Raw genomic sequence first — 13157 nt, forward strand, 5'->3', positions numbered from 1 at the left:
CTTGACTTCTCGAATTACGTCCGTAGGTGAGCAAAGCTTCGCATGTTCGCGAACGTCTCCCTACGGGCGTAGCATATTTACGTTTGCGCGCATGTCAAGTATGCGCGAAATCTCTAAGCGTTGTCGGGCCTACACAATCTGGGCTCGCACCGTGCATTATCAAGGGAAACACAATGCACGGCAATCGCAAGATATCTGAGGATTGATTGAAGAGAGGCTTAATCAATGGCAGTACGCGGTGATATCCGTAACGTTGCAATCGTGGCTCACGTCGACCACGGTAAGACCACGCTCGTGAACGCCATGCTCCAGCAGTCCAATGTGTTCAATGAGCGCGAAGAAGTGCCTGATCGTGTTATGGATTCCAATGATCTGGAACGCGAAAAGGGCATCACGATTCTTGCGAAGAACACGGCTGTTCAGTACACGGGTCCACTGGCTGCAAAGTATGGTCATCCAGAAGGCATCACGATTAACGTCATCGATACGCCAGGCCACGCTGATTTCGGCGGCGAGGTTGAGCGCGGTATCTCGATGGTTGATGGCGTTGTGCTGCTCGTGGACGCATCGGAAGGCCCACTGCCACAGACCCGCTTCGTGCTGCGTAAGGCTCTCGAAGCTAAGCTGCCTGTGATCCTGTGCGTGAACAAGGTGGATCGTCCAGACGCTCGTATTTCCGAGGTCGTTGGCGAAGCATCCGATCTGCTGCTCGGCCTGGCACAGGACGTTGTTGAGGAAGGCATTGACCTTGACCTCGACGCTCTGCTCGACCTGCCTGTTATCTACTGCGCTGCAAAGGCTGGCTACGCATCGACCGATCAGCCTGCTGATGGCGCTCTGCCAGACAACGACAACCTCGAGCCACTGTTCGAGTCGATTATTTCGAACATTCCTGCACCTGAGTACGAAGAGGGCGCACCTCTGCAGGCTCACGTTGCAAACATTGATTCTTCTGACTTCCTTGGCCGTCTGGGCCTCGTGCGTATTTACAACGGCACGCTGGAGAAGGGCAAGACCTACGGTCTGTCCCGTGTGGACGGTTCGATCGAGAACTTCCGCGTTTCTGAGCTGCTGCGTACGCAGGGCCTTGAGCGTCAGCCTGTGGAGTCCGCTGGCCCTGGCGACATCGTCGCAGTGGCTGGTGTGAACGACATTATGATCGGTGAGACGATTGTGGACCCAGAGGATCCACGTCCACTGCCACTGATCCACGTTGATGATCCAGCAATTTCGATGACGTTCGGTACGAACGATTCGCCACTGGCTGGCACCGAAGGCAAGGATCACAAGCTGACGGCTCGTATGATCAAGGACCGCCTCGATCGTGAGCTCATCGGTAACGTGTCGATTAAGGTCATTCCAACCGATCGTCCTGACGCATGGGAAGTGCAGGGCCGTGGTGAGCTCGCACTGGCAGTGCTCGCTGAGCAGATGCGTCGTGAAGGCTACGAGCTGACCGTTGGTCGTCCTCAGGTTGTTACGAAGACGATTGATGGCGAGCTATGCGAGCCAATGGAATCGACGACAATCGATGTTCCAGAAGAGTACATGGGTACGGTTACCCAGCTCATGGCTGATCGTAAGGGCCGCATGGAGTCCATGTCGAACCACGGTTCGGGCTGGATCCGTCTGCAGTTCACGGTGCCAAGCCGTGGCTTGATTGGCTTCCGTACGGCACTGCTGTCCGCAACGCGCGGCACTGGCATTGCTGCTTCGATCTCCGCTGGTTACGCTCCATGGGCTGGCCAGATCGTGACGCGCCAGAACGGTTCGATGGTTTCCGATCGTCAGGGCACTGCAACGCCATACGCCATGCAGCGTCTGCAGGCTCGTGGCAACTTCTTCGTTGAGCCACAGTCTCAGGTCTATGAGGGCCAGGTTGTTGGTATTAACAACAAGCCTGACGAGCTCGATGTGAACATCACGCAGGCTAAGCACATGACGAACATGCGTTCTGCAACTGCAGACGTGCTCGAAACGCTGACGCCTCCTATCAAGATGAGCCTCGAGGAGTCGCTGGACTTCGCAAACGAGGACGAGTGCGTTGAGGTCACGCCAGAAGCAATCCGTATTCGCAAGATCATTCTGAACCGCGAAGATTGGTACAAGTGGCGTGCAAAGCAGCGCCGTGCAAACAACGCTGCCAACAATAAGTGATTTATTTTGTACAATAAGTCGCTAAAGTAGAGCACATGACTCGAAAAGCATTTGACAAGACGGAAGCACCTTGGTCCCATCGTTTAAGTACGGGCGGCCGTGCGGGTGTGACCGTCTTGTCTGCTTTTGGCTCAGGTGTTATTGGCACACTCGTGCATCGTCTTGGTGCTACACAGAACATTCCAATTGGCCTTGTGCTTGGTTTTCTGCTCGTTGGTATGTCGGCTTGGTGCGCACGCTCGCGTGGCGGCGTTACCGGTTTAGCATTACATCTCATTGTGTGTTCGAGCACAGTTGGCTTTATTGCTGTGTATGTATCGCAAGGTGATGTGCTTATTCCACTGTCTATTTCTGGTGGAGTATTGCCATTCCTCTCACGTGAGGCCAGCTTGATCTGGTTCTTAGGCGTTGTTATTTTGCAAATCGTTATGGCTGTACTGCCAAATCGTTGGTTCTATATTCCAGACGGTAATGAAGATGAGGCAGATATGCCGCACGAAGCAGTACATCATGACATGCATAATCCAATGATTAAGCGTTCAAATCAGGATTACGCAGCATTCCACGTTGGCCCTCACAATAAGCATAATTAAGCACGATTCAGCTTCATCATTTATGCTCGTCAGAGCGAGGGTACTTCCTATCGCATGCCGAAGGAAAGGGTAGTAGATGACCACATTGTTCTACTTAGGACCCGAAGGCACGTTTACGCAACAAGCCGCACTGACGGCAGTTGAACAACTCCATACGGCACTGCCTGAGATTGAACTTGAACTGCAGGCCTGCGAATACGTTTCGCAAATTGCCCAGCATGTAGAGCACGGTGACGGCTGGGGCATAATTGCTTGGGAAAACAATGTAGAAGGCTATGTTGTTCCAAACCTTGACATGCTCATTGATGCACATGATATGGCCGGTTTTCTGCGTGTAGGCATTGATATTACGTTTGATGCCTATGTCACTGAAGCAACGTGGCAAGCAGCACAAGACCGGCAGTGTAGTGTTTTCGATTTGTGCAAGACGGTTACGGCACACAGTCATGGCTTGGCACAGTGCATGCAGTTCATTCAGCAGCATCAGCTCAAACGCGTTCCTGCAAGTTCGAATGCTGCAGGCTGCCGCGATCTTCAGTTTGGTGCCATTGCATTAGGTCCGTCACTGTGCGGCGAGCTCTATCATTTGCATCGCATTGGTACGGCCGTGCAAGACTTCCGCCATGGCCGTACGGAGTTCCTCGTCACGGCTCATCGACAACAAGTACGTCAACTGCTTGAGCAACTGCGCCACGATTCGTCACGCTCATTCGAGTCCATTGTGACGTTCATTCCGCTCGTCACCGGCCCTGGTGTGCTCGCCAATTTGCTCGACTGCTTGCGAGACGCTGGACTCAATATGACGAGCTTTATTTCCCGTCCAATAAAAGGACATCAGGGAACCTACAGTTTTATTGCAACGCTCGATTCGGCTCCTTGGGAGTTGAATTTCCGCGAAACGTTGCATGAGGTATTACAGCATGGTGACTGGGTGCGAACTCTAGCCGTCTACCCGCATATGGAACGGCCTACGCCACCAGTAACGGAATGGATGCTACCGCAAGGTGGTTTATGCAGTGATACCGAAGATGAACAAGTATCGTCACACGAACTACTCTGGTAAATAGTAATTCCAAGCACATTGATGCAGGAAAGGTGAACACCATGCATCACGAATCCGTGAACGAATGGGAACAAGAGAGCAAAGCCAGCGCAGAGGACGGCCTTGCTGCTCCTGCACGCGTAGGCATTGTTGGCCTAGGCCTTATTGGCGGCTCTCTTGCATTGCGACTCAATAGTGAAGGCTGTGAAGTCTTAGCTTGGAACCCTCGCCAACACCCATATGAGCATGCCCGCGAAGTCGGCATTCAGTGCTTCGACGAGCTCAGCGAATTAGCACAAGCGAAGCCAGATGTGCTCGTACTGTGCAATCCTTTGGCTGCTATGCCAGAAGTGCTTGACGTGTTGAAGACATCGCTTGATATGGAACACACCACGCTGACTGATGTTGGTTCGGTTAAAGGCATTGTGCGCGACCAAGTTAAGAAGGCTGGCCTCGAAAGCTGCTATGTCGGTGCACATCCTATGTGCGGTAATGAGCTTTCTGGCTGGAAGGCTGCTAACGAGCATCTGTTCCATAACGCATTGTGGGCTGTAACGTTCTGCGATCACACCGATTACCGTCGCGTTATGGCCGTGGCCAGCATGATTACGCGTGCTAGCCATAACCGTCTGATTATTCTTGATGACAAAACGCATGATCGTGCAGCAGCATTGATTTCGCATATGCCTCATGTGGCAGCAACAGCATTAATTAATATGCTCGTTGATAGCAGCGATCGCAATATTGCAGCCGCATTAAGTGCAGGCTCTTGGCGCGATATGACACGCGTTGCCTTAACGGATCCAAACCGTACGAAGGCTATGGTCGAAGAAAATAGCGGCGACGTGGCCTATTTGCTGCGCCAATACGCAGAACGCCTCATGTCTATTTCTTATGCACTTGATGCTCATGTGGCATCTGGCACGAATAGAACAGAGGCCGATCGAGAAATCGATCAGTTCTTTAGCGACGGTGATGAATACCGTGCTTACAAGGCTGCTCAAAAGCGCAAGCAGCAGAACGGTGAGCAAACCGAAGTGACATTTGATACGTTGCATATTGATCCAGAAAACTGGCGTCAAGATATGCTCGAATCAGCGAAGCGCGGCGAACATATTGTGCGTTTCACGTCTGCTTACCGCGCGATTATTGAGAACGGCGCCATTAGTCAGCACTAACAGAAATAAAAAAAGAGAATACCAAGCCAGAACGTAACAATACTGGCCAATAATAAAGCCCCTGCAGCTTACGAAAACTGCAGGGGTTTTTGTGTTACATGAGTGGGAAGCGCGCGGCAACTCACTCACTGAGCCAGTTACTCAGACTTCACAGCGTCAAGGACCGGCTGCTTGAGTGCGCGGCTCGCAGGGGAGACGCTCGAGAGCAGACCCACGACAATAGACAGCGCAAGGAAGAGCAACAGCGTAGCCCACGGAATCGAAAGCGTGGTCATGCCCTGATTCGAGAACACGGCGCGAATCACAAAGCCCGCGCCCACGCCAACAATAATGCCGAGCAATGTGCCGAACACCGACATAATCACTGCCTCAATGGCGAGCATGCCGCGGATCTGGCCGCGTGACGTACCAATAGCACGCAGCAAACCAATTTCCTTCGTACGTTCCGACACGTTCAAAGCCAACGTATTGACGATGCCGAAGATGGCAATAACCACCGACAGTGCGAGCAGTGCATAGAGAATTGCCAACACCTGGTTCACGGTCTCGCTCAACGACGACTTGTACTGGTCGCGGTCGAGCACGGCGATCGTGTAGAACGGCTTAGCAATATCGGTCAGCTGCTTATGCAGTGTTTCCAGATCGGTGCCAGGCTTAGCCAACACGTACATCTGCTGTGTCAAGCGCATGGCCTGAGGCGTCAACTTGTCAGCAATCGAAGCAGGCAGGAACATGCTGTCGTTATAGAGCGCTTCATTAGCAATGGCACCAATACGAACGTTCTCACGCACAACCTTCTTCGTTGTACGCACCAGTGTTGCAGGATCCACGTGCTGAGCGTCTTCCATAATCTTCTGAGCCTCTTGACCCTGTGCCTGAGCGCCAGCAAGATCACCAGCGGCAGCGAGCTGCTGAGCCTTCTGCTGAGCGGCCTGAACACGGGCTTGCACGTCGGCCATGTACTGCTGCTGTGCCTGAGCCGTAGCTTGCTCATCAACCACAACGTTCTCAGCCTTCAACGTGATCGTCTGGCCAAGCTTCCACTCATGGTCTTCAGCCATTGTCTTACCAACAATGGCTTCGCCCTGCTTGAATGCCTGCACCGGGTCGCCCTGACTGTCGCGAATACGGGAAATCGACTCGAACAAGTCAGCGCTCGTCGTCATAGGCATAACCATCTTGTTGTCATACTTCACGCCCATAAGCGTTTCCAGACGAGCTGACTTGTCGACGTCGTCAAGCTGCTTAACCTCTTCAATAGCCTTCTTCGGAAGACTCGTGGTCATAGAAGCCGACTTGAGCACATAATTGGCGTTCAAGTTGTTATCAACAAGATCGTGCAGCGACACCTTAACCGAGCTTGCAACAACGCCAATGCAGCTGACGATGGCAAGTCCCACAAACAGAGCGGCAGCAGTGTTTGCTGTACGGCGCTTCGAACGAGCAATATTGCGCGTAGCCAGACGGCCTGTCACGCTAAACATATGCTCAGGAATCCAGCCAAGCACCTTCGAAACAGGCGTCACAATAGCTGGACCAATAACAATAACGCCAATAACTACAAGGCCTGCACCAACACCAAGCGGCCAGCCGGCATGCAAGCCGTCAAAGGCAGAGAATGCCGTATCCTTCGTGCCCGTAGTAGCCAGTGCATAAGCGAACCACCAAGCGAGGGCGCCAAGCACAATCATGATCAGGCCAATAACGCCACGGCGACGAACTGGCTTTTCTGGGTTGACGGTCTCGTTCATAGCCTGAATTGGTGGAGCCAAAGCTGCACGACGAGCAGGCAGCGAAGCACCAATCAGTGTGACCACAATGCCAACGAGCACACCAATAATAATGTCGGCAACGCTTGGCACAGGGGAACCAGACAAAGGCATACCCATGCTGCCCATGCCCTTGGCAATAAGTTCAAGCATGCCCCAGCCAAGGAACACACCAATAACCGAGCCAATCAAGCCGAGCACAATTGCCTGCACAACAACGGTCATAAAAACCTGAGCAGGGGAGGCGCCAATTGAACGCAACAGTGCATAGCCGCGCATCGATTCACGCACAATCATCGTGAATGTATTCGCAATAATGAACGAGCCCACGAACAGTGCAATTGCAGCGAAGATCAGAATCAGCGGCTGAATAAAGCCCAGTGCATCCTGCGTAGTCTTTGTCGTTTCATTGCGCAGCGAATCACCGGTTACGGCAATTGCGTGGCTATCTTTTGGCAGTGCCTTATTAATACGATCAGCGAGCTGCTGCTGTTGCTGCTCGTTCAGTGGCGTTGTTGCATTGCCATAGACCGTAAAACGAGAAGCCTCATCGGTGGATTCGCCCTCTTGTTCCACATAATGTTTCACGAGCGAAGGATCGAGGCCAACAATAACCGCACCAAGTTGTGCCGTATCGGTGGTGAACGTGCCAACAACCTTCATATCGCGAGGGCCATCAGGGAACACGACCTTCGTGGTATCGCCAACCTTCAAGCCCGACTGCTCAGCAGCACCAGAATGCAGCACAATCTGGTTATCAGCTTCTGGCCAGTGACCCTGCGTTAACTTGGCGCCACGCCATGAACCCTTGCTCACGCCAATACCCATAGTTGGCGGGCCCATGGTAGTAACAGCCGTACCGTTCTTGCCAACGAGCACAATATTCGTCAGCATCTGAGCGTCACCTGCATAGGTCACGCCAGGAACATCACGCACGTCCTTGAGCAGCGACACTGGCAACGACTCATAATCTGAGAACTTAACCTCGGTATTTGGCTCGTGTTTATCACTGACAATCGTGCTGCGCACATAGACATCAGCATCAGCATTCGTTGCCATCATTTGGCTGACCTGATCATTGAGCATGCCCCTGAAACAGAATGCACCAATAACAAAAGCCACACCAAGTGCAATGGCAATAATCGACATCACAAAGCGATGCAAATGCGCTTTGGCATCACGTAAACCAATTCGAATCATCAGCGAGCCTCACCCTCTGCGCGCTGTTCCTCTTCGCCTTCTTCTTCCTCACGATCAGCGAAGACTTCAAGAATTTCGGCATAGGTTGGGTGCTGCATGTCATTCGTAATCGAACCATCGGCCAGCACAAGCACACGATCAGCGAAGCTGGCAGCACGAGGATCGTGCGTCACCATAACAATTGACTGACCATATTCACGCACTGACTGCTGCAAGAAGCTCAACACTTCACGGCTCGAACGCGAATCCAAATTACCTGTAGGCTCATCAGCGAAAATAACGCTTGGCTGCTCCATCATGGCGCGAGCACAAGCCACACGCTGCTGCTGACCGCCAGACAGCTGGCTTGGACGGTGATCAAGGCGGTTAGCCAAGCCGACCACGTCAACAACCTTATTAAACCAGTCCATATCAATAGGTCGCTTTGCAATCTGCAATGGCAGCAGAATATTTTCCTTAGCCGTTAACGTTGGCACCAGATTAAACGACTGGAAAATAAATCCAATTTCCTTACGACGCAGTTTCGTCAACTGACGCTGGTTCATTGACGAGACTTCCAAGCCTTCAACAAACACATCGCCCGACGTAGGCGTATCAAGTCCAGCCATGCAATGCATAAGCGTCGACTTGCCTGAGCCAGAAGGGCCCATAATTGCCGTGAGCTCGCCGCGCTTAAATTCCACATTAATATGATTCAGTGCAATAACTGCATTGTCATCAGTGCCGTATTGCTTAAATAAATCAACTGCACGAGCAACTACTGGATCAGTCGTGTTCGGTTGCTCAGTAGTATTCATATTCTCTCCTTTGTGCACCCGGTTCTGTTGCGATTCTTGTGCAAAGTTCAACACCAGCTTTTGATACGTACTTTCGTTACGTTTGGGGGATTTTCGTCATTCAACGGTTACGTTCTTTTTTATTGTTTTTAATTATTCGAAAACCACAGAGGGCCTTCGTAGTGGGGTAGTGTTGTGGTCGCATAAGGCAACACAGCATTATCCATATGTACTAGTGTAACTGTGTCTCGCAATTATTACTGCATGTGAATATTCGCAGCAGGGGAATTGTTTCCCTTAGTGTAGCGCAGTTATTATGGCGCTCTACTATGAGCAATATGAAATCCAGCAGTCAGCAAACAGCATGGTATGCGCAAACATTAGATGAGTATGCAACATTTTTAATTGCAAATCGTGGGTTAAGTGAACATACCGTGCGTGCTTATGTAGGCGATGTAGAACGCTGCTGTATTTATGTCACTGAGCTAGGAGCGTCAAGCTGGAATACAATTACGCTCGATATGTTGCGTAATTGGATGGCAACTGAAGCACAACATATTGCTAAATCGAGTTTGGCTCGACGAACGGTTTCTGTACGTCAATTTTTTGTATGGGCAACCGAGCATCACGTATGCGCGCATAATGTTGCTGCAGTATTGCAAATTCCAAAAACTGCAAAACCGCTGCCTGCAGTATTAAATGAACAACAAGCAGAACGGCTGATGGATGAAGTTGATGCAGAAGCCGTTGAAGCACAACACGAGGCGGCGGACAGTACATCGTTATGTTACGAACGTAGGGAAGTGTCCACTATCCGAGATTGTGCAATACTCGAACTGCTTTATGCGACGGGTATTCGTGTGGCCGAATTGACGGGACTCAATATTGCAGATGTCAATATGACGAACCGCACAATTCGTGTAACCGGTAAAGGTAATAAGCAACGCGTAGTGCCGTATGGTGTACCAGCACAACGAGCACTCGATACGTGGCTAAACGTTGGAAGACCGCGGTTTGCGTCAGATCAATCTGAGCAAGCGTTGTTCTTAGGAGTTCGAGGCTCTCGCATTAATCAACGCATTGTTCGAGCGGTTGTTCATCGCGAAGCTGCGCGTGCTGGAGTGCCTGATATTTCACCTCACGCACTGCGTCACAGCGCTGCTACACATTTACTCGATGGAGGAGCAGATTTACGTGAAGTACAGGAATTATTAGGCCATTCAAGTCTCGGAACTACACAGCGATATACGCATGTGTCTATTGGACAATTGAAGCAGCGTTATGCGCAAGCATTCCCGCGGGCCTAAAAAATTCGTATAAATGTTGTTCTGGCTTTGGACAAAAACCTTGACACACAAGTGTTTTATTCCATAGTATCTGTTGTGCTTGCAAGCGTTCCCAGTTTGTTTTGCACAAAATAGGTGTGCGATATTGCGCCGTGCGCAAAGCCACATTTAGATAACTTAAATGAAACAAGTTCCCGCTTAAGGTGAGGAATTGTGAAGGTAGAATAGCTACCTAAACGTACATGGCTAGCACTGTGGGCGAATGATATAGAAGAATCAATCGACCTATAGTCACACAGAAATCGTGCCATGCCGTTGGCATGGTTGCCGCGGATTCTGCCCGGAGTTATCCGCTTCGGGGCCTCAACCAGACAGGAGACACTATGAAGAAGAAAGCAATCGCGCTTGCAGCGATCGCATGCTCTTTAGGCATGATGCTTTCCGGATGTGGTGGCGGATCTGATTCTGCTTCCTCTGGCAATGTCATCACGGCTTATAACTCCGAGCCTCAGAACGCACTGATCCCAGGCGACACGAACGAATCGGGTGGTGGCCGCGTCCTGCAGCTGCTGTTTGCTAACCTCGTTCGTTTCGACGCTAAGGGTGATTCTGTAATGGAAGTCGCTGACTCCATTACGTCAAACTCCGACGCTTCGCAGTACACGGTGAAGCTCAAGGACGGTTGGAAGTTCACCGACGGCACGCCTGTGACCGCAGAGTCGTTCACGAAGGCATGGAGCTACACGGCTAACGCAAAGAATGCCCAGAAGTGCTCTTCCTTCTTCTCGATGATTAAGGGCTACGACGAGCTCCAGGATCCAAAGGGCCTCAAGGGAGACGAGCAGCTCTCCGGCCTCAAGGTCGAAAATGACAAGACGTTCACCGTTGACATGGTTCGTCCAGATTCCGTGTTCCCAGTGAAGGTTGGCTACCCAGCATTCGCTCCACTGCCAGACTCCTTCTATAAGGATCCAAAGGCATTCGGTGAGAAGCCAGTCAGCAATGGTATGTACACGCTGGATAAGTGGGATCACCAGTCTCAGATCGTTCTGAAGAAGAACGCTGATTACAAGGGTTCCGCAAAGGTACTCAACGATGGTGTGACCTTCAAGATTTACACGTCCCCAGACTCGGCATACGCTGACGTTCAGGGCGGCAACCTTGATGTGATGGATACGGTTCCTGCATCGGCAAAGAGGCAGTTCCAGAAGGATAAGAGCGTTATTGCTTACAACAAGCCAGGTTCTGTGAGCCAGACGTTCACGATTCCTTCTGACCTCAAGCACTGGGAGACCAACACTGAAGAAGGTGTGCTGCGTCGCCAGGCTCTGTCGATGGCAATCGACCGCCAGAGCATTGTTGACAAGATTCTCGGCGGCATTGGTACCGTCGCTACGGACTTCACGTCCCCAGTTATTCCTGGTTACTCCAAGGATCTGCAGAACTCCGATAATCTGAAGTACAACCCAGATAAGGCTAAGGAACTCTGGGCTAAGGCTGACGCAATTTCGAAGTTCGATGGCAAGCTCACGTTCGCTTACAACGCTGACGGTGACGCACAGCCAGTGTTCGATGCAATCGTCAACTCTGTGAACAGGGTGCTGGGTAACATCGCATCGACGAACCCAATGCCAACGTTCCAGGAGTTCCGTAACGCTGTGACCGATCGTTCGATCAAGGGTGCTTTCCGTACGGGTTGGCAGCCAGATTACCCATCGATGGAGAACTACCTCTACCAGCTCTACGACACTGAGTCGGGTAACGGTAAGGGCTCGAACGATGGTGACTACTCGAACCCACAGGTTGATGACCTGTTCAACAGGGCAATGGCCTGCACGAACAGCGAAGAGCAGATCAAGCTGTACCAGGATGCAGAGGTTATTCTGCTCGATCAGCTTCCTGCAATTCCGCTCTACTACTCGAATGCTGACGGTGTTGCAGCACTCGGTGTGAAGGGCTTCACTATGGACTGGCAGAACACGCCAATCTATAACGAAATCACTAAGAACTGAGAAAAACATACATTTTCGTAAGCACGCCTAGGCTTACGGGGGTGTTTCGGGAGGGGCCTTCGGGCCCCTCCTTTCGCTCGATTACCGCAACAAGAGGGGGGCTTTTTCCGCCCTTGCGGTACTCTATAGGGGTATTTAGCGACCGGAGCATCATTTGATGTGGTTTTGGCATTCGAGCTTGCCAGCCGGTCTAGGCATAAGGAGCTATGAATGGGAAAGTATCTTCTGCGACGCATTCTGCAGATGATCCCAGTGGTTCTTGGTACGACACTGTTGGTGTATGCGCTTGTATTCGCACTGCCTGGCGATCCTGTCAAGGCAATGTTCGGCGACAAGCCAATCAATGAAGCCGTCGCAGCCCAGATCCGCGCAGAATATAATCTTGATAAACCGTTTATTGTGCAGTACCTGCTGTTCCTCAAGAACGCACTGTCGCTCGACTTTGGTCAGACGTTTGCAGGACAGCCAGTTATTGACGAAATTGCACGTGCATTCCCTGTGACGATCAGGCTGGCTGTTATGGCCTTCTGCTTCGAAGCAATCTTCGGTGTGGTGTTTGGTGTTATTTCTGGTCTGAAGAAGGGCAAGTGGTATGACTCGGTCATTCTGATCGTTTCGCTGCTGCTCATCTCGGTACCTACGTTCGTTACGGGCTTTGTTGGTCAGTATGTGTTTGGTGTGAAGCTGCGCTGGTTGCCAGTGACCGCTGGATCGAATCCTGGATTCTTTGATTTGCTGATGCCAGCCATGGTGCTTGGCTCGGTCTCGATGGCTTACATTATTCGTTTGGCTCGTTCTGAAGTTTCATCGAATGTGTCGCTTGATTATGTGCGTACTGCTCGTGCAAAGGGCATGACGAATTCGTCGGTGACGTTCCGCCACATTCTTCGTAACTCGCTGATTCCTGTTATTACCTACTTGGGTCAGGATCTTGGCGCACTCATGGGCGGTGCAATGATCACCGAACAGATCTTCAACATTCACGGTATTGGCTTCCTGACTTATCAGAGCATTCTCAAGGGAGAGGCGAACATGGTTGTGTCCATCGTCACTCTGTTGACGCTGGTGTTCGTTGTATGTAATTTGCTCGTCGATATGTTGTACGCGGCTCTTGATCCGCGCATTCGTTACGCGTGATAGGGGA

General features: G+C 51.4%; 9 protein-coding genes. 7 read left to right on the plus strand and 2 right to left on the minus strand.

Annotated features, from left to right (window positions below):
* The first annotated feature begins 225 nt into the window (after positions 1-225).
* From typA to D2E26_RS01495, 4 genes are all read left to right on the plus strand, one after another.
* Positions 226-2157 carry a translational GTPase TypA gene (typA, locus tag D2E26_RS01480; protein WP_125962929.1) on the plus strand — a complete coding sequence of 644 codons (1932 nt, stop codon included), beginning with the start codon at positions 226-228 and terminating at the stop codon, positions 2155-2157.
* A gap of 35 nt (positions 2158-2192) precedes the next feature.
* The gene (locus D2E26_RS01485; protein ID WP_125962930.1) at positions 2193-2750 is read left to right on the plus strand and encodes an alcohol dehydrogenase; all 558 of its coding nucleotides are present in this window, start codon (positions 2193-2195) and stop codon (positions 2748-2750) included.
* Between the two features lie 76 nt (positions 2751-2826).
* Positions 2827-3813 carry a prephenate dehydratase domain-containing protein gene (locus D2E26_RS01490; protein ID WP_125962931.1) on the plus strand — a complete coding sequence of 329 codons (987 nt, stop codon included), beginning with the start codon at positions 2827-2829 and terminating at the stop codon, positions 3811-3813.
* A 41-nt stretch (positions 3814-3854) separates the two neighbouring features.
* Positions 3855-4970 carry a prephenate dehydrogenase gene (locus tag D2E26_RS01495; RefSeq protein ID WP_125962932.1) on the plus strand — a complete coding sequence of 372 codons (1116 nt, stop codon included), beginning with the start codon at positions 3855-3857 and terminating at the stop codon, positions 4968-4970.
* 137 nt (positions 4971-5107) lie between these two features.
* On the opposite strand, the gene D2E26_RS01500 is transcribed toward D2E26_RS01495, so the two are convergent.
* Together D2E26_RS01500 and D2E26_RS01505 are read right to left on the minus strand one after the other, a co-directional pair.
* Positions 5108-7939 carry an ABC transporter permease gene (locus D2E26_RS01500; protein WP_125962933.1) on the minus strand — a complete coding sequence of 944 codons (2832 nt, stop codon included), beginning with the start codon at positions 7937-7939 and terminating at the stop codon, positions 5108-5110.
* Entirely contained in the window at positions 7939-8736 is a 798-nt protein-coding gene (locus D2E26_RS01505; protein WP_125962934.1) for an ABC transporter ATP-binding protein, read from the minus strand. The genes D2E26_RS01500 and D2E26_RS01505 overlap by 1 nt, the downstream gene beginning before the upstream one ends.
* Positions 8737-9053: 317 nt before the next feature.
* On the opposite strand from D2E26_RS01505, the gene D2E26_RS01510 reads away from it, so the two are divergent.
* The 3 genes from D2E26_RS01510 to D2E26_RS01520 all read left to right on the plus strand — a co-directional run bounded on the left by D2E26_RS01510 (position 9054) and on the right by D2E26_RS01520 (position 13150).
* Positions 9054-10022, plus strand: a complete 969-nt coding sequence (locus D2E26_RS01510; RefSeq protein ID WP_125963367.1) for a tyrosine recombinase XerC — start codon at positions 9054-9056, stop codon at positions 10020-10022.
* 362 nt (positions 10023-10384) lie between these two features.
* On the plus strand, positions 10385-12013 hold the full coding sequence (locus D2E26_RS01515) for a peptide ABC transporter substrate-binding protein (protein WP_125962935.1): 1629 nt from the start codon (positions 10385-10387) through the stop codon (positions 12011-12013).
* Between the two features lie 210 nt (positions 12014-12223).
* Positions 12224-13150 carry an ABC transporter permease gene (locus D2E26_RS01520; protein WP_125962936.1) on the plus strand — a complete coding sequence of 309 codons (927 nt, stop codon included), beginning with the start codon at positions 12224-12226 and terminating at the stop codon, positions 13148-13150.
* The last annotated feature ends 7 nt before the right edge of the window (positions 13151-13157 follow it).

Source organism: Bifidobacterium dolichotidis, assembly GCF_003951975.1.
Classification (GTDB): Bacteria; Actinomycetota; Actinomycetes; order Actinomycetales; family Bifidobacteriaceae; genus Bifidobacterium; species Bifidobacterium dolichotidis.